General features: G+C 69.9%; 21 protein-coding genes and 1 pseudogene. 9 read left to right on the top strand and 13 right to left on the bottom strand.

The window, feature by feature from the left end; all coding sequences use genetic code 11:
* Nucleotides 1–21: 21 nt before the first annotated feature.
* Nucleotides 22–288 (bottom strand): hypothetical protein, encoded by a 267-nt coding sequence (locus tag KME66_RS31180; RefSeq protein WP_253208523.1) that lies wholly within the window; start codon nt 286–288, stop codon nt 22–24.
* Between the two features lie 284 nt (nt 289–572).
* Here KME66_RS31180 and KME66_RS31175 point away from each other — a divergent pair.
* Nucleotides 573–1,453 (top strand): IS5 family transposase gene (locus KME66_RS31175; protein WP_216328280.1). Its coding sequence is split into 2 segments (ribosomal slippage): nt 573–933 and nt 933–1,453, totalling 882 coding nucleotides; the frame shifts between segments, so codons are not numbered across the junction.
* Between the two features lie 127 nt (nt 1,454–1,580).
* A complete protein-coding gene (locus tag KME66_RS31170; RefSeq protein ID WP_216329718.1) occupies nt 1,581–2,411 on the top strand; it encodes a hypothetical protein in 831 nt (276 codons plus the stop codon).
* Between the two features lie 63 nt (nt 2,412–2,474).
* Here the strand turns inward: KME66_RS31170 and KME66_RS31165 are convergent, their stop codons facing one another.
* Nucleotides 2,475–2,927, bottom strand: a complete 453-nt coding sequence (locus tag KME66_RS31165) for a hypothetical protein (protein WP_216328278.1) — start codon at nt 2,925–2,927, stop codon at nt 2,475–2,477.
* A 767-nt stretch (nt 2,928–3,694) separates the two neighbouring features.
* Between KME66_RS31165 and KME66_RS31160 the strand changes: the two genes are divergently transcribed.
* Nucleotides 3,695–4,887 (top strand): IS3 family transposase gene (locus tag KME66_RS31160; protein ID WP_216328276.1). Its coding sequence is split into 2 segments (ribosomal slippage): nt 3,695–3,959 and nt 3,959–4,887, totalling 1,194 coding nucleotides; the frame shifts between segments, so codons are not numbered across the junction.
* 283 nt (nt 4,888–5,170) lie between these two features.
* Nucleotides 5,171–6,376, top strand: a complete 1,206-nt coding sequence (locus KME66_RS31155; protein WP_216328275.1) for an IS110 family transposase — start codon at nt 5,171–5,173, stop codon at nt 6,374–6,376.
* Here the strand turns inward: KME66_RS31155 and KME66_RS31150 are convergent.
* Both KME66_RS31150 and KME66_RS31145 read right to left on the bottom strand, forming a co-directional pair.
* Nucleotides 6,369–6,854 carry a hypothetical protein gene (locus KME66_RS31150; protein ID WP_216328273.1) on the bottom strand — a complete coding sequence of 162 codons (486 nt, stop codon included), beginning with the start codon at nt 6,852–6,854 and terminating at the stop codon, nt 6,369–6,371. The genes KME66_RS31155 and KME66_RS31150 overlap by 8 nt on opposite strands.
* Nucleotides 6,855–7,148: 294 nt before the next feature.
* Entirely contained in the window at nt 7,149–8,135 is a 987-nt protein-coding gene (locus KME66_RS31145; protein ID WP_216328271.1) for a DUF3710 domain-containing protein, read from the bottom strand.
* A gap of 309 nt (nt 8,136–8,444) precedes the next feature.
* On the opposite strand from KME66_RS31145, the pseudogene KME66_RS31140 reads away from it, so the two are divergent.
* Nucleotides 8,445–9,398, top strand: a pseudogene (locus KME66_RS31140) (IS5 family transposase).
* 15 nt (nt 9,399–9,413) lie between these two features.
* Here the strand turns inward: KME66_RS31140 and KME66_RS31135 are convergent.
* The 6 genes from KME66_RS31135 to KME66_RS31110 all read right to left on the bottom strand — a co-directional run bounded on the left by KME66_RS31135 (nt 9,414) and on the right by KME66_RS31110 (nt 16,618).
* Nucleotides 9,414–9,587, bottom strand: coding sequence for a hypothetical protein (locus tag KME66_RS31135; RefSeq protein ID WP_216328269.1), 174 nt, complete (start codon nt 9,585–9,587; stop codon nt 9,414–9,416).
* A gap of 3 nt (nt 9,588–9,590) precedes the next feature.
* Nucleotides 9,591–12,140: an ATP-dependent Clp protease ATP-binding subunit gene (locus KME66_RS31130; RefSeq protein WP_216328267.1), complete on the bottom strand. Its 2,550-nt coding sequence runs from the start codon at nt 12,138–12,140 to the stop codon at nt 9,591–9,593.
* 229 nt (nt 12,141–12,369) lie between these two features.
* Nucleotides 12,370–14,094 (bottom strand): acyl-CoA dehydrogenase family protein, encoded by a 1,725-nt coding sequence (locus KME66_RS31125; RefSeq protein ID WP_073224953.1) that lies wholly within the window; start codon nt 14,092–14,094, stop codon nt 12,370–12,372.
* A gap of 65 nt (nt 14,095–14,159) precedes the next feature.
* Entirely contained in the window at nt 14,160–14,726 is a 567-nt protein-coding gene (locus tag KME66_RS31120; protein ID WP_216328264.1) for a PadR family transcriptional regulator, read from the bottom strand.
* Nucleotides 14,727–14,876: 150 nt separating this feature from the next.
* Nucleotides 14,877–15,611 carry a GAF and ANTAR domain-containing protein gene (locus tag KME66_RS31115; RefSeq protein ID WP_101928054.1) on the bottom strand — a complete coding sequence of 245 codons (735 nt, stop codon included), beginning with the start codon at nt 15,609–15,611 and terminating at the stop codon, nt 14,877–14,879.
* 530 nt (nt 15,612–16,141) lie between these two features.
* Complete coding sequence (locus KME66_RS31110; protein WP_073224949.1) at nt 16,142–16,618, bottom strand: STAS domain-containing protein; 477 nt, start codon at nt 16,616–16,618, stop codon at nt 16,142–16,144.
* 197 nt (nt 16,619–16,815) lie between these two features.
* Here KME66_RS31110 and KME66_RS31105 point away from each other — a divergent pair, with 197 nt between their 5' ends.
* From KME66_RS31105 to KME66_RS31090, 4 genes are all read left to right on the top strand, one after another.
* Nucleotides 16,816–17,553 (top strand): GAF and ANTAR domain-containing protein, encoded by a 738-nt coding sequence (locus tag KME66_RS31105; RefSeq protein WP_073224947.1) that lies wholly within the window; start codon nt 16,816–16,818, stop codon nt 17,551–17,553.
* A gap of 268 nt (nt 17,554–17,821) precedes the next feature.
* Nucleotides 17,822–18,148, top strand: coding sequence for a plasmid stabilization protein (locus KME66_RS31100; RefSeq protein WP_216328262.1), 327 nt, complete (start codon nt 17,822–17,824; stop codon nt 18,146–18,148).
* 53 nt (nt 18,149–18,201) lie between these two features.
* Nucleotides 18,202–18,678: a DUF5709 domain-containing protein gene (locus KME66_RS31095; protein WP_216328260.1), complete on the top strand. Its 477-nt coding sequence runs from the start codon at nt 18,202–18,204 to the stop codon at nt 18,676–18,678.
* 350 nt (nt 18,679–19,028) lie between these two features.
* Nucleotides 19,029–19,820, top strand: coding sequence for a SigB/SigF/SigG family RNA polymerase sigma factor (locus tag KME66_RS31090; protein WP_216328258.1), 792 nt, complete (start codon nt 19,029–19,031; stop codon nt 19,818–19,820).
* A 13-nt stretch (nt 19,821–19,833) separates the two neighbouring features.
* On the opposite strand, the gene KME66_RS31085 is transcribed toward KME66_RS31090, so the two are convergent.
* Genes KME66_RS31085 through KME66_RS31075 form a run of 3 tightly spaced genes read right to left on the bottom strand, consistent with a single transcriptional unit; the run spans nt 19,834 to nt 21,774 of the window.
* Nucleotides 19,834–20,865, bottom strand: coding sequence for an iron-containing redox enzyme family protein (locus KME66_RS31085; protein ID WP_073224939.1), 1,032 nt, complete (start codon nt 20,863–20,865; stop codon nt 19,834–19,836).
* Nucleotides 20,862–21,119: a CDGSH iron-sulfur domain-containing protein gene (locus KME66_RS31080; RefSeq protein WP_216329716.1), complete on the bottom strand. Its 258-nt coding sequence runs from the start codon at nt 21,117–21,119 to the stop codon at nt 20,862–20,864. The genes KME66_RS31085 and KME66_RS31080 overlap by 4 nt, the downstream gene beginning before the upstream one ends.
* Before the next feature lie 13 nt (nt 21,120–21,132).
* A complete protein-coding gene (locus KME66_RS31075; protein WP_216329714.1) occupies nt 21,133–21,774 on the bottom strand; it encodes a HemK2/MTQ2 family protein methyltransferase in 642 nt (213 codons plus the stop codon).
* Nucleotides 21,775–21,901 lie beyond the last annotated feature (127 nt).

Here is a 21,901-nt window from a genome sequence, read left to right as displayed (position 1 = left end):
AGGGGTGGGTTCGGATGTGCGCTATCCACGGGCGGCGAAGTAGGCGAGCAGCCCGGCTCCGACTCCCAGGACAATCAACTGCACGAGGCCAGGGACACGCCAACCCAAGGCAAGGAGACCACCGCCAGTGACGAGAGCACCGGCGGCCAGGAGCCACATTCCTCGTAGTGCTTCCTTGGGTGCGCTGGGCGGATTGCCACCGTTGTAGTTGTCCGCCCAACTGGACACTCCGTATTGGATGATCACTAGCCAGGCGATGACCATCAGGTCGATAACGAGCAGGGCCACGCTCACCCCAACCTGCTCGCCGATCGACGGTTCGCCCCCGGGCCTCATAACGTCCACCGATCTGATGTGAGGTGACAGCCTGTTGCTCGCATGCCCCTCAGCATGTTGTTACGCCGGGCGCCACACATGAGCACAGGTACTCAGACCCCGGTCACTTCCTCTCAGCCCTCGGAGCGCAGTCGGATCGTCATTGACCGCGACGGTTGAATGGCCGCGTCGGCAGCCGCCTAGGGTGCGCCCGACTGCTCATGTGACTTTCCGACCGGTCGCTCGTTGGTTCGGTCATGGGTCGGGGGGATCTGACGAGTCGCGAGTGGTCGCTGCTTGAGCCGCATCTACCGCCTTCAGGTGGCCGGGGCGGCCGGTGGAACGACCACCGCACGGTGGTCAACGGGATCCTGTTCCGGGTCCGCACCGGTGTGCCGTGGCGTGACCTCCCGGAACGCTACGGCTCGTGGAAGACCGTCTACGAGCGGCATCGCCGCTGGTCGGCGGACGGCACCTGGGACCGGCTCCTGCAGGCGGTCCAGGCCGACGCCGACCTCGCCGGGCGGGTCGACTGGGGCATGGTCGGCGTCGACTCGGCGTCCTGCCGGGCCCACCAGCACGCGGCCGGCGCCCGCAAAGCCGGTCCGCGGATCCCGAAAAAAGGACGACGCCCCGGCACCACCGCCCCGACGAGGGACTCGGACGGTCCCGGGGCGGCCTGACCTCCAAGATCCACCTCGCCGGCGAAGGCGGCTGCCGCCCCATGGCTCTACTGATCACTCCAGGCCAGTGGGGTGACGCCCCGCAGATGATCGAGGTCCTGGACCGGATCCGGGTTCCCCGCCCGCTGGTCGGGCGGCCCCGGACCAGGCCCGACCATGTCAGCGGCGACAAGGCTTACAGCTCCAGACGAAACCGCAGCTACCTGCGCAGACATCGCATCAAGCACACGATCCCCGAGCCGCGGGACCAGCGGGCCAACCGCCGGCGCAGAGGCAGCGCGGGCGGCAGACCTGCCGGCTTCGACCGCGAGCGCTACCGGCGACGCAACGAGGTCGAGCGGACCATCAACCGACTCAAGAACTCCCGCGCGGTCGCCACCCGTTATGACAAGAGGGCCTACGTCGTCCACGGCACGATCACCGCAGCAGCAGTCCGCCTATGGCTCCGCCTATGATCCGCCGGACACCCCCTAGTGCTCAGTCACATGCATGTGACTGAGCGTCGTAGTTGGCCCGTCCGGCCAGATAGATACTCAGTACTCGGTGGAGCCCGTTGACGGCGTCCCGTACGGTCGGCCCGTGATGATCAAAACGGGCGACCCCCGCAGTCTCGGCGTCCCGACCTCCGAGGCGCGGTTGAACTTCGATACGGAGCTGCAGGAGCTCGGCGGCGGACCGCGGCGCCGCTTGCTCATGGTCGACGACGAGCCTGCCTTCGAGCTCAGCTTCTACTGCGGCACGTGCCCGCTCCTGTTCCGTCGGCTGGAGACCGCGCGGGAGAAGCTGTCCCTGGAGAGCATGCAGGAACGGCTCACCGGAACGCTGGACGATCCGGACGACGGCGGCGTGATCGTTGCGTTCGGCACGTTGTTGCCGGAGGGCGAGTACCTTCCGCTGCTCCTGAAGGTGGAACCCCGGCTGGTCATCCCCGGTAGAGAGGGCGACTACTTCAGCGGCGAACAGGCCACGACGTGGGGGATCGATCAGTTCTGGGGCCTTCCGGTGTACCCGCACACCCCGTACTACCGGACCTTCGAGACCGCGGTCGACGCGGACGCCCACCTCTACGAGTTCGTCGTGCCCATGGTTCCCCCGACGTGGAACGAGCGGGAGCGTGTCGAGGAATACGTCGCACTCATGGAGCAGGGAACGATCCCCACGGCGGTGGCGATCTCCACCCTGGACGTGTGCCAGCCCGCCATCGACCGAGGAGACGACTACTTCGTGCACTGGGGCCTGACCCACTTCCTCCTCGACGGACACCACAAACTGGAGGCCGCCGCCACCGCCGGTCGGCCGGTGCGGCTCCTCTCGCTGCTGACCTTGGGCGAAAGCCTGGCCGGAGCGGAAGACATCGCCCGGCTGCCTGCCTTGCGCACGCAATCCCGCACGGCCCGCCGCATCGGACGGTAGATGTCGGTACGTGACTCCGGCCAACTACAACACTCAGTGGCCAACCAGTTGCTCAGCTGCGAGTCAGTGGAACCAGACGACGAGGCGTACGTTCTCAGCTCCGTGGATCTCGCTGAGGATGCGCATAACGCTCCAGACGCGGCCCCAGTCGGTGTCGTCTCCTGCGGCTGAGGCGCGCGTTCGTGTGCCTGAGGAGTTGGTCTCCTGCCAGTCCGTCGTGCGCAGCTCGGCCCAGGTCAGCCACGTGGTCCCGTGCACATCGTGGGGGCCGCCGTAGCCTGCGAACTCACCTCGCAGCCCATCCGAGGCGTCATCCGGAAGGCCACGACCTTCCGCCAGGGGACGGAAGCCGAAGGAGTTTCGGACTCCGAACAGGCAGGCCAGGCCGTCGTAGGCGTTGCCCCTGTTGAGGAGGAAGAGATCGATGGCAACCTCCCAGACGGAGTCTTCGTCATCGGGGCCCCATAGACGGGCCCCGGGCCGGCATTCGATCATTCCGCTGACATCGGTCGACATGGAGCGATCCTGCCTGTGCCGGTCAAGGGAAGGCATCTCCATTTCCCGCGCTCGCAGGTGGCATGGGGCTTCACCCATGTTCGGGACCAGCCATGATGATCTCTGCCACGTGTTGCAGGGCGGCCTGGTATGCCTCGGTGTTGCCCGGCAGCTTCTGCCAGGTGCGCACTCGCAGAGTGGTGGACTGCAGGGTCCCGGGCGGGATGCCGAGGTAGCAACCCGCGCTCGTACGTGATCCGCCGCGGGCCATCTGGACCAGACGAATCGCGGCGTCGCGCCGCAGAAGCCGCGCGGGTCCGTCCAGCCCTGCCAGCGGGGCTGCCCAGGCGTTGGGGAGGGGATCTGAAATGGCGCGCGGGTCGAGGCGGCCTCTGTGAGTAGGGGGTTGAGGGAAGAGAGGCTGCGGTCCGCAGGCTTCCTGCTGGAGGCGGGTTGCTTCCGCTATCGCAGCGCTCATGGCCGGTGAGCAGTGCGGGGTGAGGGTTCTCAGGCGCCCGGACCTGCCTGGCGGGAGTCGGGACAGTAGACGAGTGAGTGCGGCGGAACCGTCCGGGTCGTCGAGGACTTGGACGACGAGGCTCATCAGGGCGGCGCATTGCCGTGAATCGGCAGGCGCGTGGTCGATGGATCGGGCCAGCCACCCATCGCTCTGACCTCTGAGGCGTTCAGTGGGGCTTCTACGCAGGGCTTGGCAGTGAGCTGTACCGAGATTTGTGGAGTCCCTGATGCCAGGGTTACGGTCCTGGCGAAGGAGATCCACCAGCACCATGGCAGCACCCCGTAAATATCCGGACGAGCTCCGCGAGCGCGCGATCCGCGAGGTCCGCACCACCGGCCGCCCCATCGCCCACGTTGCGAGGGACCTGGGCATCCACAAGGAGGCCCTGCGAGGCTGGGTCCGCCAGGCCGAGGCCGACCGCGGCGAGCGGGACGACCGGCTCACCACCGCCGAGCTGGATGAGTTGAAGCAACTCCGCCGGGAAGTGGCCGAGTTGCGGCGGGCGAACGAGATCCTGAAAGCCGCCTCGGTGTTTTTTGCCCAGGAGATCGACCGTCCCCGGACGAGGCCGAGCAGGTGATCGACCACCTGCGTGACAGAGGTCTCGGGGTCGATCCCGTCTGCCGGGTGCTTCAGCTGTCGCCGTCGACGTACTTCGCCCGCAAGAAGCGGCCGAAGTCGGCCCGCCGGCTCCGGGACGAGCAGCTCATGCCGCTGATCGAGGAGGTCCACGCGGAGTCGGGCGGCACCTACGGCGCCCGCCGGATCACCCGCGCGCTTCGACGCCAAGGCATCGTCGTGGCCCGCTGCACGGTCGAGCGACTGATGGCCGAGCTGGGCCTGGAAGGTGTCATCCGTGGCCGGCGCCGCCGCACAACCGTCCCGGAGCCATCGGCGCCCCGGCCGCCGGACCTGGTCGACCGCGACTTCACCGCGAGCCGGCCTGATCAGCTATGGGTGGCGGACATGACGTATGTCCGCACCTGGTCGGGGTGGGCGTATGTGGCGTTCGTCCTGGACGTGTACTCGCGGATGATCGTCGGCTGGCAGGTCGCGAACCACATGCGGACCGAACTCCCTCTGGACGCCCTGGAGATGGCGCTCTGGCGGCGCCGGATCAAGAAGGACTCCGGACTGATACACCACAGCGATCGCGGGTCGCAATACGTATCAATTCGGCATACCGACCGGCTCGCCGACATCGGTGCCTCCGCCTCCGTCGGATCGGTCGCGGACTCGTATGACAACGCGATGGCCGAGGCGCTGAACGGGACCTTCAAGGCCGAGCTGATCGAGATGCAGGGTCCCTGGAAGGATGTCGACCAGGTCGAACGGACGATCTTCCAGTGGATCGCCTGGTACAACGAGGAGCGTCTTCACTCCGCGCTCGACTACGTTCCGCCGGCCGAGTACGAAGAAGCCTTTTGGCGGAGCCAGGAGCAAATCCCGCAGTCCGCCTGAACCAATCAAGATCGGACTCTACGAAACTCGGGGCAGCTCCCCCCCCGTTACCGTCTTCATGGCTCCGCAATGGGGCTACCGGTCTTCGGGTCCGGCATGACTTCCCCCCCTTGTTGTTCATGATCCGGGGGGGTGGTGTCACCGGGTCCGGAGGCGTCGACGGACCGCTGATGAGGGGCTTGAGCACCGACTTCACCCGAGCCGGAAGAGCTCTCCGTAACGTGGATGTGGCAGCTCGGTGCCGAGGCAAGGCCGGACGAAAGCGTGATGGAGGGGCCTGCACATGATCGACACCGGCGGCATCGACGTCTTCCTCGGCCTGGACGTCGGCAAGGGCGAACACCACGCCACCGCCGTCACCCCGGCCGGCAAGAAGGCCTTCGACAAGCGGCTGCCCAACACCGAGCCCAAGCTCCGCGAGCTGTTCACGAAGCTCCAGGCCAAGCACGGAACAGTGCTGGTCGTGGTCGACCAGCCGGCCTCCATCGGCGCCCTGCCGCTGGCCGTTGCGAGGGACATGGGCTGCCCGGTCGCCTACCTGCCGGGGCTGACAATGCGGCGGATCGCCGACCTCTACCCGGGCGAGGCCAAGACCGATGCCAAGGACGCGTTCATCATCGCCGACGCAGCCCGGGCGATGCCGCACACGCTGCGGGCGATCGACGGCGAGGACGAGACGATCGCCGAGCTGGAGATGATCGTCGGGTTCGACGACGACCTGGCCGGCGAGGCCACCCGCGTCGCCAATCGGCTGCACGGCCTGCTGACCCAGATCCATCCATCGCTGGAACGGGTCCTGGGACCGCGGTTGCAGCACCCTGCCGTCCTGGCCTTGCTGGAGCGGTTCGGCTCACCGGCACAGATACGCAAGGCGGGCCGTCGGCGGCTGGTCACGCTGCTGCGGCCGAAGGCGCCGAGGATGGCCGAGCGGCTGGTCGAGGAGATCTTCGCCGCGCTGGACGAGCAGACCGTCGCCGTCCCCGGCACCGAGGCAGCCGCGCTGATCGTCCCCAGCCTCGCCGCCTCACTGGCGGCCGTGCTCGATCAGCGCAAGCTGCTGGCCGGGCGGGTCGAGGAACTGCTGGAGGGCCACCCTCTTTCGAAGGTCCTGACGTCGATGCCGGGGGTCGGCGTCAGGACCGGAGCCAGGATCCTGATCGAGGTCGGCGACGGCAGCACCTTCCCGACCGCCGGCCACCTCGCCGCCTACGCCGGTCTCGTACCCGCGACCCGCAGTTCCGGGTCGTCGATCCGCGGTGAACAGCCCTCCAGGAGAGGAAACAAGCAGCTCAAACGGGCCTTCTTCCTCTCCGCGTTCGCCGCTCTGGGTGACCCGGCATCGCGGGCCTACTACGACAAGAAGATCGCCCAGGGCAAGCACCACACCCAGGCCCTGCTCTGCCTCGCCCGCCGCAGGGCCGACGTCCTGTTCGCAATGCTCCGCGACGGGACCTTCTATGAACCGCAGCCGTCGGCCGCGGTCACCTGACCTGCGGGTCTGCGAGGAGGACGACTCGATCGGCCTCGACGTCGAAGCCGAGCACCGGATGGCCGGAGTCGCTTTCCGGGTCCATCAGCACGGGCTTGCCCAGCCGTCGGCCGATCTCCCGGAGGAAGTCGCAGAACACATCAAGTCGCTCCTGGCCCTGCAACTCCCGCAGGTCGACGTCGAAGTCGATTTCCTCGGCAGCATGGAAGCGGAAGATCGCCAGCACGTCGGCAGTCGGCCAGACCCGCAGGTCCGGGCACTCGGCATCAGCCGGGCGGGACAGCACGGCCTCCGCCCGGGGCACTGGAAGCACCGTCTCTCCCTCGGAGTACTGGCACTTCCAGCCCTTCTCCGCGACAAGATCAAGGACCGTCTGCCAGTCCTCCACCGAGGCATCCGGGACACGCACGTCCGGCAACGACCCCATCAAGTCCGGGTCGAAGAAGCACTTCACGTCATCCCACAGCAGATCAGCCACCCCGCCATGCTCCCCCGGCTCACCGACTCGACGCACCCCCGTTTCCCTTGACCAAAGACATAGGGGCCCCCGAGGGGCATCAGGTGCACCATGAATCTTGCTGAAAGTATTGAATTTAGCAGAATCCGCCCCGATAGAGAATGCCGCGGCAACACTTCCCGCCACGACCAGCAGTGAGCGCCGACTTGCCAACTCCCTTGAACCCTTTCTATCGATGCGCGAGTAAAGTTCGACCTGACATCACGATTCAACCCCTATTGACGTAAGGACTGTGACGCAATAGAGCAGGTCGCATTAAATCGCTGGTGCGTAAAGCGGGATTACATCACTCCTTCTTGACAGTGCACCCGGGACGACGACGGCTCCAAGGAAAGTTTTGTAGGCCCATCCATCGTCGCCCCCGGCGGCAGCTCCCGCCCCGCTGACCACGGCTCGCAACATCCATCCGGGGCCGTCACTCCCGAGAACTCTGATTTCTCTGACTCTGATTACCCCGGGCTCCGTCACCACCGAGATGGTAGCCCTGATCTCGATTCCTGCCCGGTCGACCCACGTTTCTGCTGAGTTACCCTGGGCGCGCATCTTGGAAATCATGTCTGCACGGACAGCATTCCATACGGTTGCCGAATTTGCGTTGAATGCTTGAAGCTGAAGGGCGGTGTCACCTTGGACCAGCGTAGCTGCGAGCATTTCACCATCTACCTCGACTGGGAGGCATGACATCCCCGGCGCGGACGGCACCATGATCCCACCCATGTCAACAAGATCGAGATTTTCTATATCGATTTCGCTGATGTCCCATGGGCCGAGCTCAAATCCTCTCCGAAGAATATTTCCGTCACGCAAGGATTCTTCGCACACGTCGACAGCCGAAGAAATAAGATATTCTTCTTCCTCCTCAGAAATGGACTCCTCGGCGAAGAGAGCGATGATAATTCGCATCAGGTTGGGCAGCGAAAGCTTCTTCGCTACTTGCCCATCAAAGGCGTCGCTACTTTTTGCCCCCAGAAGCATCTTCGTCATTTCCAGGAGATCACTCCTGGGGATGAAATAAACGTCTCTGGGGGCTACTTCCTCTACCGTTGGCAGGCCATTTTCCCAGCGGATTCGGAGAATTATTTGGGCCGTCGCGACCATGACTCGTTTGAGAGTGACTCGGTCCCATGAGGCTACTTCGGCATTCGCAAGAATGGATGGGTCTACGACTCCGTCCTCGGCGAATTTTCGCAACAGCTCACGGACCTGCTGCACCACGCCGTTCTCGCCGCCAGAGTTTGACACGCTGCGCTCCTCTCGCTGTCACGATAGCTACCGCGACGAGTGCTTCCGCAGGACCGTGAGCCCCCCGGGGCCTGCGGGCCGTCCACGACCTTCTGAACAGTGGAAGGAGCCCTGGAGACAGTTGTCTTGCGCTCTTCAGCCTGCTCGATGGCTTCCTCAGTCGCCTTCTGCGACTTGCCGGCATCATCGACCGATGAGCCCCGGCTTCGGTGGCTTAAGGTTCCTGCCCAGTGCAGGGTCGAAAATGCCGTCTAGGCACTGTTTCTCGGATCTCCTGACGCGGGTGGGGTGTTGGGGCCGGCTGGCTGTATGGGCCGTGGGGATCTGACGAATGCGGAGTGGGATCGGCTGGAGTCGTTCCTACCTCCTGGTGGTGTGCGTGGTGGTCGATGGAGCGACCATCGCCGGGTGATCAACGGGGTTCTCTACCGGGTGCGGACCGGTGTGCAGTGGCGGGATCTGCCGGAGCGGTTCGGGCCGTGGGAGACGGTCTACAAACGGCATCGCCGCTGGTCGGCCGATGGGGCCTGGCAGATGCTGCTGTCCCGTGTTCAGGCAGCTGAGGATGCCGAGGGCAGGATCGACTGGGGCGTGTCGGTGGACTCAACAGCAGTACGAGCCCACCAGCACGCCGCCGGCGCGAGGAAGGCTCCTTCGGCCGCTGTTCCTCAAAAGGGGGCCGGGCATGGGGCGAACCAGGTCGGTCCGGTACTGCGGAAACTGGCCGCCCGCCTGGAGGAGGTGGTCGGATCGGCGAATGCCTGGGACGTTCCCGCGGCGGATTCACCACCAAGATCCACCTCGTCGCCGACGGGCGATGCCGACCCCTCGTCCTCGCCCTCGTCCTGACACCCGGACACCCGGACACCCGGACACTACGATGACGGACCCCAGCTCGAGCGGGTGCTGGGACAGGTATCGCTGCCCCGAACCGGAGTCGGCCGGCCTCGCACCCGGCCCGACCGTGTCCTGGCGGACAAGGCATACACGTCCCGCAGAAACCGCCGCTACCTGCGACGACGCGGCATCCCGCACACGATCCCCGAACGCCTCGACCAGCAGGCACACCGCAAGAACCGAGGCTCCCGAGGCGGTCGACCCACCGGCTTCGACAGCGAGCGCTACAAGAAACGCAACACCGTCGAACGCACCATCAACCGCCTCAAAAGCTTCCGGGCCGTCGCCACCCGCTACGACAAACGCGCCTACATCCACCTCGGCACCGTCACACGCGCAGCCCTCGCCATCTGGCTCAGAACATGATCCGGGAAACAGCGCCTAATACCGGTCGGTCTTCTTCTTCCTGTCCGGGGCGAGGCCCATGTCCTCGCGGTCCTCCTCCAGGCGCTCGTCGAGGCGCTTCTCGTCCGGGCGGCGGGGCATTCCGCGGCTGTGACCGGTGTCCGGGTCGCCCTCGACCTCTTCGTTGGACTTGTGGTGGTGATGGGACATCGCTCACTCCTTGCCGTCGGGGGCGCCGGCCGCCGCGGCGGCCTCGGCGGCGCCGGGAGTCCGCCCGGCGCCGTCGCCCTTACGGATGGTGCAGTGCAGGGAGTCGTCGACCACGTCGGCGATGATCGTGTCCCCGGGGTCGGCTTCGCCGCCGAGCAGCAGGGAGGCGACGCGGTTGTCCAGCTCCGTCTGGATCGTGCGGCGCAACGGGCGAGCGCCGAACTCCGGCTGGTAGCCGTGGGCGACCAGGAGCTTCTTGGCGGCCTCGGTGACCTCCAGGGTCAGGTCCTGGGCGTGGACGCGGTGTTTGCTGCGGTCCAGGAGGTGGTCGACGATCTCGGACAGGTCGTCCTCGGTGAGGCTGTGGAAGACGATGATGTCGTCGATGCGGTTGAGGAACTCGGGAAGGAACCGGCCGCGCAGCTCCTCCATCAGCTCGTCCTTGAGTTCGGCGGCGTCGCCCTCGTGGGCGAGGATGCGGTGGGCGCCGACGTTGGACGTCATGATGACCACGCAGTGCCGGAAGTCGACGGTGCGGCCCTGACCGTCGGTGAGGCGGCCGTCGTCGAGGATCTGGAGCAGCGTGTTGAAGACGTCGGGGTGCGCCTTCTCGACCTCGTCGAACAGCACGACGCTGTACGGGTTGCGCCGCACCTTCTCGGTGAGCTGGCCCGCCTCGTCGTAACCGACGTATCCGGGAGGGGCTCCGACGAGCCGGGCGACCGTGTGCTTCTCCTGGAACTCGCTCATGTCGAAGCGGATCATGCGGTCGTCCTGGCCGAACAGCAGCTCGGCGAGGGTCTTGGCCAGCTCCGTCTTGCCGACGCCGGTGGGGCCGAGGAAGAGGAACGAGCCGACGGGCCGGTTCGGGTCGCCCATGCCGGCGCGGTTGCGGCGTACGGCCTCGGAGACCGCGGTGACGGCTTCGTCCTGGCCGACGATCCGGGCGTGCATCTCCTCCTCCAGCTTGAGGAGCTTCTCCTTCTCTCCGGCGGTGAGCTGGGAGACGGGGATGCCGGTGCGGCGGGAGACGATGTCGGCGATGTCGGAGGAGGTGACCGAGACGACGCCCTCGCGGCGCTCCTCGATCCCCGCCAGCTCGCCCTCCACCTCGGCGATCCGCCGTTTCAGCTCGGAGGCCTTCTCGAACTCCTCGCCGGCGACGGCCTCGTCCTTCTCGCGCCGCAGCTTGGCGAGGCGGTCCTCACGGCTGACGACCTCGGTGGAGCGGTTCGCGCTGCGCAGCCGGACCCGGGCCCCCGCCTGGTCCATCAGGTCGATCGCCTTGTCGGGCAGGAAGCGGTCGCTGATGTAGCGGTCGGACAGTCCGGCCGCCGCCGTCAGGGCTCCGTCGGCGAAGCGGACCCGGTGGTGGGCCTCGTAGGCGTCCCGCAGCCCTTCGAGGATCTGTACGGTCTCTTCGACGGTGGGTTCCGGGACCAGGACGGGCTGGAAGCGGCGCTCCAGGGCGGCGTCCTTCTCGATGTGCTTGCGGTACTCGTCGATCGTCGTCGCGCCGACGACGTGCAGTTCGCCGCGGGCGAGAGCGGGCTTGAGCATGTTCCCCGCGTCCATCGAGCCCTCGCCCGTGGCCCCGGCGCCGACGACCGTGTGGAGTTCGTCGATGAAGAGGATGATCTCCCCCTCGGCCTTCTGCACGTCCTCGATGACCTTCTTCAGCCGCTCCTCGAACTGGCCCCGGTACTGGGCTCCGGCGACCATGCCGGACAGGTCCAGGGAGACGACCCGCTTGTCCTTGAGGGTGTCGGGGACATCGCCCGCGACGATGCTCTGGGCCAGGCCCTCCACGATGGCGGTCTTGCCCACGCCGGGCTCGCCGATGAGGACGGGGTTGTTCTTGGAGCGCCGCGAGAGGATCTCGATGGTCTGCTCGATCTCCTCGGCCCGCCCGACGACGGGGTCGAGCTTCCCCGCCTTCGCCTCCTCGGTCAGGTCGCGCCCGAACTCGTCCAGGGTCGTCGCGGGCTGCTTGGCCCCGCCGGAGGCCCCGTCCGGGCCCGCCGCCCGGTCCGCCGCGCCGCGCAGCTTCCCGACGTCGAGGTCGTCCGACCCCAGGAACCGCCCGGCGCCGGAGTCCGCGTCGTCGACGAGCGCGCCGAGGATGTGCTCGGGCCCGATGTAGGACACCCCGGCCGCCTGCGAGCGGGCGTAGGCGTCGGTGAGGGTCCGCTTCGCCGCCGGGGTGAGTCCGGGCTCGGCGGACGGCTCGGCGGACTCCCGGGGCAGCACCTGTTCGAGCTGCGCGGCGAGGGCGTCGGGGTCGACCCCCGCCCGGGTCAGCAGCCCCCGGGAGGGTTCGACCTGGGTCGCCGCCCACAGCAGGTGCTCGGTGTCGAGGTCCGCGGTGCCGTCCTCGGCGGCCTTGCTCGTCGCCCGGCCCAGCAGTTCGTGGGAGGACTCCGTCAGCAGCCGCCCGATCGGGACGCGCTGCATCGCGGGGGGCGAGGAGGCGGGCGTCATACCGAAGAACCGGTTCAGCAGATCGCTGAACGGGTCGGACGGACCGAGGGGTGAACCGAACGCCATCGACATGTCAGCTCCAGGGGCGGCGAGGGGGCCCTCCCACTCAAACGCGATGTCCACCACCCCGCAAACGGAGGTGACGCCCTCCCGGACCTGTCCGGCGCCACCGCCTCCAGCGCGCGTTCGAGGCGCGACGGCCCGGTGGATCTCCATCCTCCGGCCGGTGGCGCTGCGACGCCGGAAGGGGCCCGGAGGAGTGCTCCTCCGGGCCCACCGCGCGCCGGTGTCGGCGCTGCGGCTACTGCCCCATCTCGTACGCCCCCGACAGCGCCTCGACCTGCTCCCAGATCCGCGCCGAGCGGGCCGCGTCGACGACGGGGCGGCGGACCGCGGCCAGCGCCCAGTTCTGCTGGGCCTCGGTGGCGGAGTCCTTGCCGTGCAGTTCGACGGCGTGCGCGGAGAAGTCGCGGACGAGTACGGCGAACAGCTCGTCCAGCAGCGCCTCGTCCAGGCCGGTCAGCCGGGCCTGCTCCAGGATCAGCTGGCCGTGGACGACGAGCGCGAAGAGCTGGCCGACCGCGAGGAGGAGATCGAGGTCACGGCTCTGCTCCTCGTCGGGGGCCGCCGTCTCGACGAACGTGCACAGGGCGTTCGCCTGCTCGCGGAAGCGGGCGACGTTCGGCACCTCGGCGTACGCGTCGAACGCGGGGCGCCAGTCGTGGAAGCGTACGGAGCCGAGGCCGCGCGCCGGGCCCTGCTGGAAGAGGAACGTGTCGTCGGCGGCGTCGAGGCGGGTCGGGACGGCCGGGCGGTCGACGGGGTTCAGGAGGTGGTTGCGCATGAACTTCAGGATCAGCGCGAGGTTCACGTGGACCGTGCCCTCCAGCTTCGGCAGGCCCCGGATCTCGACGGCGGCCTGGGCGAAGTAGTTGTCCTTCTCGAAGCCCTTGGCGGCGATGACGTCCCACATGAGGTCGATGACCTTCTCGCCCTCGGTGGTCACCTTCATCTTCGTCATCGGGTTGAAGAGCAGGTAGCGGCGGTCGTCGGGCCCGGCGGAGCGGAAGTAGTCGACGGCGCGGTCGCTGAACAGCTTCATCCCGACGAGCCGGACGTAGGCGTCGGTCAGCTCACGGCGCACGTGCGGGAAGGCCGTGACGGGGCGGCCGTAGAGGATGCGGTTGCTCGCGTGCGTGACGGCCTCGTACATCGCGTGCTCGCAGATGCCGATGGAGGCGGTGCAGAGGTTGAACTTGCCGACGTTGACGGTGTTGAGCGCGGCGTCGAAGGCGGCGCGGCCGGTGTGCAGGATGTCGGCCGGCCCGACCGGGTAGTCGGCGAGGCGGAACTCGCTGACGTACTTGGAGGAGTCGACGACGTTCTTCACGAGCCGGTACGCCTCGTGGCGGCTGTCGGCGGCGAAGAAGACGTAGCCGTCGGGGCCCTCGACGTCGGTGCGGCGGCCGAAGACGGAGACGAGACCGGCGGCGTTGCCGTTGCCGATGTAGTACTTGGAGCCGGAGGCCCGGAAGCCGCCCTCGCCGTCCGGCGTCAGCAGCATGTCGGTGGAGTAGATGTCGGCGCCGTGGGCCTTCTCGGAGAGGCCGAAGGCGAACACCTCGCCCCGGGAGAGGAGGTCGGCCGCCCGGGTACGGGCCTCGGCGTTGTCGCTCTGCCAGACCGGGCCGAGACCGAGGATGGTCACCTGCCAGGCGTACCAGTAGTCGAGGCCGTAGAAGCCGAAGATCTCGTTGAGGGCGGCGATCCGGGCGGTGTCCCAGCGCCGGCCGTCCTTGTTCGCGGCGGAGGCGGGGGTGAGGAAGGTGGCGAACAGGTCCTCGCGCGCGGCGAAGTCGAGGAAGTCGCCGAGCCAGGCGCGGGAGCGGTAGTCCTCGATGAGCCGGCGCTTGCCGCGCGCCTCGAACCAGTCGACGGTGGCGCGGAGCAGCCTGCGCGTCTCCGGGTCGAAGTGCGCGGGGTCGTAGGTGTGCGGGTTGAACAGGAGCGACGCGGACTCGGCCATGGCAGGTGCCTTCCGGGTGGGTGAGGGTTTCTTCGGTGGTACGGAGGTGGCGGGCCGCGGACCGTTCAGGCGCCGGGGCCCGCCGCGGCGAGCCGGTGGAGCGTGGCGAGGACGTCGTCGAGCCAGGCGATCGTCATGCGCTCGTACGCGATGCCGCCCCGCAGCACGACGTGCTGGAGTTCCTGGCCCGCGTCCTGCGGCGCGGGGGCGTCGGGCCCGGTGAAGTCGCGCAGCTCCCCGGCGAGGTAGTGCGCGAGCCGGTCGCGGTGCACCTGGCGGTGCCGCTCCACCTCGTCGATCAGGGCGGCCGGGTCGTCGAAGGCCGCGCCCCGGATCTTCACGGCGAGATCGTGCCGCAGGCTCTCCGGCTGGATCGGCTTGTGCAGCCACGCGGTGAGGGCGGCGCGGCCGGTCGCGGTGACGGAGTACTCCTTCTTGTCCGGCCGGCCCTGCTGCTCCACCTCCCGGACCAGGAGGAGGCCGTCGGCCACCATGCGGCCCAGGACGCGGTAGATCTGCTGGTGGGTGGCGGTCCAGAAGTGGCCGATGGACCGCTCGAACCGCCGGGCCAGCTCGTAGCCGGAGCCGGGCCGCTCCAGCAGGGAGACGAGGATCGCGTGGTCGAGGGCCATACGCCGATCCTTCTATGCAACTCGTTGCATAGACAAGGCGTGGAGCCCGGGTGAGACGCGGCTCACCCGGGGTATGCCGACCGCATGGCTCCGCCCCGACGGGCACCGCGGCGAACGGGAGGTCCTGGCCGCCGGCCCGGCGGCCGGAGATCAGGCCCGGGGCTGGATGCGGCCCTCCGGCGGGACCTCACCCGTGATGCTCGCGATCAACTCGGCGCAGAGCTCGCGCAGTTTGATGTTGCGGTGCTGCGATGCGGTACGCAGGACGTCGAACGCCTTCTCCGGGGTGCAGCGCTGCTGGCCGACCACGACGCCGATCGCCTGGTCGATGACGGTGCGCGAGCGCAGGGCGGCCTCCAGGTCCGCGGCGAACTCCTCGGTGTCCGCGATGCGCTGGGCCAGCGCGATGGCCCCGGTGGCCTGGGCGGTGAGCAGCCTCAGCGCGGTCAGATCGGCCGTGTCGAAGGCGTGCGGGACGGGTGCGTACAGGTTGAGGGCGCCGGCCGTGTGGCTGTGCGGTGCGATCGGCAGGGACAGGGAGGAGCGGGCACCGCAGACCGCGGCGTAGGCGGGGTAGTCGGCCCAGCGGCTCTCCCGCAGGGTGTCGGGCACGCTGACCTCCCGGCCGGTGCGCATCGCCTGGAGGCACGGGCCGTCGTCCTGGCCGTACTGGGCCTCGTCGAGCTTCGTCGCGGCGGCCCCCACGCTGGAGACGGTGACGGGGCGCCCGAGCCTCTCCAGCGTGATGCCGCAGCCGTCGGCCTCCTGCACCAGGGCGAGGGCGCTTCGGGCGAGGGCACGCAGGAAGTCGTCCAGCGACGTGGTCTCCAGGAGCAGCGCGGTCGTGTCCGGCGCCTCGGCCACGGGCCTGTCAGTCATGATCATCTCGTTCTGGGCGGTGACCCGCCGCCGATAAGGGCGGGACAGAGCTGGGCGGCGCGGTCCGGGCCGCCGGGACAGGGCAGCCGCCACCGACACACCGGCGCCGGGCGGGCTCCGGGGTGGGGCGGTGCGGGGTCAGTCGTCGAGGTGGGACGGCCGCGGACGGACGGGCGCGGGCGCAGCGGTCGCGAGCGGACCGTCCGCGGGGCGGGGTCTCCTCGCGGGGAACCTGCTGCGGGGCACCCGTAGCGGCAGGTGCGCGGTGCCGGAGGCATCGGTGGCCGGAAGCCGGACCGGAGCCAGGAGGGCGGCGCGGCGACGAGGACAGCGGTTCACGGAAACTCCACAGAGGCAGGAAGAATTCTCACGGGCCGTTTCCTGACCTCCAGCGCTTCATTATGCCTTCTCGCTCCGGCGCGGTCGGCCCGGTGTCACCGAGCCGGTCCGCTCCGGCCCCGCAGCGCCGTGACCCTGACGGGGGATCGGCTCCGCGGAGCCGATCCCCCGTCAGTCTCCGGCCACCGTTCCGGTGGTCAGCGCTCCCCCGGGAACCGGGGGCGGCTGGTGTCGGCGTGCGGGCCGACCGGCCGCGTCGGAGCCCCGGCGGCGGACGGCGCACCTCGGCGCCGGCCGGACTTCGCGGTGCGGACCGTCTCCGGCCCCGGGCGGCATCCCCGGCTGCGCAGCTCCGCGCCCGGGAGGGTGGCGGCGACCCGCAGCACGCGGTGGAGCCCGGCGGCGCCCAGGACCTCGCGGGCCTTGTCGTGGCCGGCCACCACCGCCATCGAGACACCGCGCTCCTCGGCCTGGTCCCGCACCCGCAGAAGGAGCCCCAGACCCCGGGGGGTGAGCAGGGGCGTGCGGAGGTCCACGACGATCGCCCGGGGTCCGCAGCACGGCAGCAGGCGGAGGATCTCGCGCTCGATCGCCGCCTCGTTGTCGAGGTCGACCACGTCGGCGAGCTCCACGACCAGGTGCGCGGCGTCGAGGTGATAGCTGAGCAGGAACATGTGGCACTCCAGGTGAGCAGGGCTGAGTGCGCGGCCGCTTCCTGACCTGCGTACCGCGCGTATGCCCCTTCGCCGGTGCGCGACACCTGTCCGGGGGTATCCGGCCGAGGGCGGTGTCCGCACCCCCGGCCAGCGGCGCGGGACGGCCCGCACAGTGCCATGCTGGTCGCAGGGTCCAGGCCCGGAAGGAATCGATCATGACCGAAGACGGAGTGCTCGCACCGGGGCCGCCCGACCTCGTCTCCCTCCTGCTGGATACGGACACGCTGGACGACTTCCTCCACGCGCTGGCCCGAAGCGCCCTGCTCATGTCGCCGACGGCGGACGGCTGCGGGGTGACGCTGGAGCGGGAGAACCGCCCCCTCACGGTGGCCAGCGCGGGTGTCAGCGCACCGCCGCTGGACGAGGCCCAGTACGGACAGGACGACGGCCCCTGCCTGGAGGCGCTGCGCGAGGGGCACGAGGTCAGCGTGGGCGACATGCGCGAGGAGGGCCGGTGGAACGGCTACCCCGCCTTCGCCGTCGCCTCCGGGACCCGGTCGTCACTGTCGCTGCCGATCGCGGCGCACTCCCACACCGCGGGCGCCCTGAACCTCTACTCGCCCAAGGAGAACGGCTTCGCGGACGTCGATCTGGGCGGGCTGCGCGCCCTGGCCGCCCAGGCGACGGGGGCCGTCGCGCTCGCCCAGCGGCTCTCGGACACCCGGACCTTCACCGCCGACCTGGAGGCCGCCCTCCAGTCACGCGCCGTGATCGACCAGGCGGCCGGGATCGTCATGAACCAGCGCCGCTGCGGTGCGGAGGAGGCGCTCCGCACCCTGCGCACCGCCTCGCAGCATCGCAACGTGAAACTCCGCGACCTCTGCGCCCAGTTGGTCGGCAGCGTCTCCGGCGCCCCTCCCGCCGGCGGCCCCGGCCTGCGCCCCCGGCCCTGACCCGAGAGCCGACACGTACGGCCGAACGCCGGCAGGGGCATGTTTGGCCCCCGCTGCGGGGGTACTCCTGTGGCAGGTGTCCGGCGTACGCGGAGCTCAGGCGCCGACCGGTTGGGAAAGCAGCCGTCGGCGCCGTCCGCCCGCTCCAGGGTGCCGCCCCTCCCCCGCCTCCGGAAGCGTCGTACGGATACGCGCTGTTTAGTGGGATCCGTACGGGAAACGCGGAGTCCGTCCCCCGGACGGAACGAGACGGAGTGAGGAGCACGCCATGCCGGCCGGATCGAACCGGAAGCGTGAACGGCAGTACGAACACATCAGGGAGAGCCAGGAGGAGCGGGGCGCGTCGAAGAGCCGTGCGAAGGAGATCGCGGCCCGGACCGTCAACAAGCAGCGCGCCCGGTCCGGCGAGTCGCGAACGGCGAGCAGGACGTCGACGCGGGACAGGAAGTCCGCCTACGAGCGCGGCGGCGAGCACTCCCACAAGGGGGCGCAGGGTCCCACGAAGGACCAGCTCTACGCCGAGGCGAGGAAGAAGAACATCGACGGGCGTTCCTCCATGAACAAGGAACAGCTCTGCAAGGCCCTCGGACGCTGACACCCGGCGCCTTCCGGGCCGGACGGCCGCCCGCACGACACAGGAGTCAGGACATGCCCGCAGACGCACGTGGCGACGATGTGTACCAGCCGCAGGACGACGACGGTTCGATGCCGCCGAACGATGAGCTCGACCTGGAGAACACGCTCGACGAACGGGACCTGGACGACCAGCTGGACGAGGGCTACAGCCCTCCCGAACGCCCCCTGGGTGTCGACAAGTTCGGCACGACGGGGGCGGAGAAGCGCCGCGGCGAATCGCTGGACCAGCGGATCGCCCAGGAGGTGGACGATGTGGAGCCCCCCGTCGGCGACGGCATCGGCGATCTCACCGAGGGCGAGGGGGAGCCCCGGGAAGGGTCCACCGTCGAGCCCCGGGCGGGCCGGCTCAGCGGCGCGGCGGACGCGGCCGGACGGGAGAACGACGTCTTCGCCGAGGACGTAGGCATCGACGGCGGCGCCGCGTCGGCCGAGGAAGCGGCCGTCCACCTCACCGACGAGGCGGACACCGCCCGGCGCCCCGACAGCTGACCGCCGGGGAAGACGGACGACGGCCGGGAGGAACGGCCGCGCCCGCGGGCGCGGCGGTCCGGCATGCGTACGGCACATCCACGGACAGCGACCGCCTCCGCACGGGTCGCCCCGCCACGTCGTCCCTGTCGTGGCGTCGCCACCTCGACGGCGGCCCGTGCGGGCCGGGAAGCGGCGACTGGCACGGACCGCACCCCTTGAGGCATCTGCGTTTAGCGACCATTGCGTGGGGTATGGGCTGTTTTGTGCTTCGGACAAGAGGTGCGCCCGTGGGATTCCGGGCCGCATCTGTCCGGCCCGGCAACCCTCCCGCGGCGGCCCAGACGCATCGTCGACGAGGAGTGACCACCATGCCGGCAGCAGCCCCCGCCCCCGACCGTCCAGGCGACGCCGCCTCGCCCGACCATGCCTTCCGGCGGCTGCGGGCTCTCCCCCCGGGGCCGGAGCGGGACGCGCTGCGCGAGGAGACGATCTGCTCCTGGCTTCCGATGGCCCACCGGATCGCCTCCCGGTTCCGCAACCGCGGTGAGGCCATGGACGATCTGCGGCAGGTCGCCGCGATGGGGCTCGTCAAGGCGGTCGACCGCTATGAACCGGAGCGCGGCAATGCCTTCGAGACCTATGCCGTCCCCACCGTCACCGGGGAACTGAAGCGGCACTTCCGGGACCACACCTGGGACGTCCATGTGCCGCGCCGCGTCCAGGACCTCCGCAACCGGGTGCGGGTGGCCCGGCACGAGCTGACGCCGGGCAGTGGGGGCGGGTTCCCGACCTGCGCCGAGATCGCCGCCGCCACCGGGCTCGGTGAGGAGGACGTGCTGCTCGGCCTGGAGGCCCTGGAGAGCTACAGCGCCCTCTCCCTGGACGCCGCGCCCGCGGGTGCGGAGGGCGGTTCCCCCCTGGCCGACCGGCTGGGGTCCTGCGACAGGGCCCTCGACACCGCCGTCGACCGCGAGGCCGTCAAGCCGGGGCTGCGGGAGCTTCCCGAGCGGGAGCGGACCATCCTGTACCTCCGCTACTTCCAGGACATGACCCAGATACGGATCGCCGAACGCCTCGGCATCTCGCAGATGCACGTGTCGCGCCTGCTCAGCCGGTCCTGCGCGCGGGTGCGCGAGGACGTGCTCCAGGAAACCGCCTGACGGGCGGCGGCTCTCAGTGCGTCAGCGGTGTGCGCAGGGCCGATCGGCCGTCGCGCCACGCCGCCAGCAGGTGGTCGCCCAGCGCGTCCTCCAGGTGTCCGGTCGCCTCGATGCCCAGGACCACATCGGCCGCCAGGCCGGGCTCGTCCTCCAGCAGGCCGCCGATCACCTCGTGGCGCACCACCTGCTCGTGGACCGCGTCGGCCTCCACGTGCTCGTCGTAGAACCGCTGGGCCGCAGGGCCCGCACCGGCCCGGCGCAGGGCGTCGGCCAGCCGCCTCGACCCGGGGGACGAGGTGATCTCGACGGCGGCGAAGTGACCGACCAGGGCCCCGCGCAACCGGCGGTGCAGGCCGAAGAGGGACATCATGTTGACGGTGGCCAGGGCCTGGGCGGGCGCCGCGTCCAGGTAACGGCCGTACCGGGCGTCGAGGCCGAGGTCGGCCATCAGGCCGGCGAACAGCCGGGCGTGGATGTCCTCCGCCCTGCCCGCGCCGAACTCGTCGAACTCCACGGCGGTCATCGCCGCCTTCGCCCGGCCCTGGAGCCGGGGCACCACCCACAGATGCGGATCGGCCTCCTTGAGGTGGTACAGGGAGCGCACGGCGGCGTACTCGCGCAGCTGCCACAGCTCGCCCTCGCGCCGGAGGTGGTGGCTGACGCTGTGGCCGTCGTCCCCCACGGGTTCCAGCTGGAGCGCGTCCACCGCCCCGGCGACGTCCTGCCCGCCCGAGCCGGCGTCGCGGCGCAGCGCGTCCAGGAAGACGTCCTCGCCCGCCGACCGCACGCCGAGCAGGGCGGGGTCCCATTCCAGCCGCTCGTCCACCCCGGCGAACCCCCGGTAGTGCAGCTCGTAGAGGACGTACAGGAGGAGCTGGAGATCGTCCCCGTACGGGTCGGCGCGGCGGACGGCGTCGGCGGCGGGCAGGCGGGCCCCGCCGCCCGCCAGCACGGCGAGGGCGCTCCCGCTCAGGGGTCCGCGTGCCGCAGGGAGCGCGGGGGGCGCCGCCGGGTTCTCACGGGGGGTGGTGGCCTGGGTCGTCACGGTAGGGGCTCCTCCTCGGCGTCCTCGGGGTGTCGGCCGTCCGCCTCCGCGGGCTGTCGGCCGTCCCCGTGGCTGTCCGCCGGAGCGGCCGGCTTCCGGCGGCGGTGGCTGGTGTCGCACCAGGGGTAGGCGCGGCTGCGGCGGCAGGCGCAGATCGCGACGACGAAGCGGTCGGACCGGGTCGTCGTGCCGTCGTCGGCGACGACCTCGACGGGGCCTTCCACCAGGATCGGGCCTTCCCGGTTCACCACCACGCGGCGCGGCGTCTCATCCCTTCCGGCCACGGATCACCACCAGTTCCTCGCGTTCCAGCCGGTCCCGCAGCAGTCCCCGGTCCCGCAGCCAGGTCACCCGGCGCCGGGTGACCGGCCCGAACGGGATCGTCACCCGGTCGGTCACGGAGACGTCGAGTCCGGCCGCGGACAGCCGGCCGATCGTCTCCTCCGGACGGCTCAGCCCCGACTGGACCAGCAGGAGGAGACCGCCGGGGCGCAGCGCGGCGAAGGCGTCGTCGCAGATGCGGTCGAGGACGGCCCGGCCGTCGGGGCCCGCGTCCCAGGAGCGTCCGGGCCCGTGGCGCGGCACGGCCGGGTCGGGGGCCGGGACGTACGGGGGGTTGCTGACGAGAGCGTCGAAGGTACGGCCCGGCAGGGCCCGGAGCAGGTCTCCCCTGCGTACGGTGACGGGCAGCCGGGCGAGCACGGTGTTCAGCCGTGCGGACGCCACGGCCCGGCGGCTGATGTCCACGGCGGTGACGCGGGCGCCGAGCCGGGCGGCGTGCAGGGCCAGCGCGCCGGTCCCGGTGCACAGGTCCAGCAGATCCGTACCCGGACCGATCCCCTCGCGGCGCATGGCGAGGGCCAGCAGCAGCGTGTCGGTCTGCGGACGGTACACCCCCGGAAGCCGCAGAGTCCGGCCCGGACGCGGGGCCGCCGCGCCCGTCGGCGAGGCCGGGACGCAAGCCTCCGGCGGGGCCCCCGGCTTCGTCGGGGCGTCCTCGCCCTCTCCCTCGGAGAGCCGGACCCCTCGGGCGCCG

Source organism: Streptomyces sp. YPW6, from assembly GCF_018866325.1.
Classification (GTDB): Bacteria; Actinomycetota; Actinomycetes; order Streptomycetales; family Streptomycetaceae; genus Streptomyces.
This window is presented reverse-complemented; position numbering and strand designations above follow the sequence as displayed.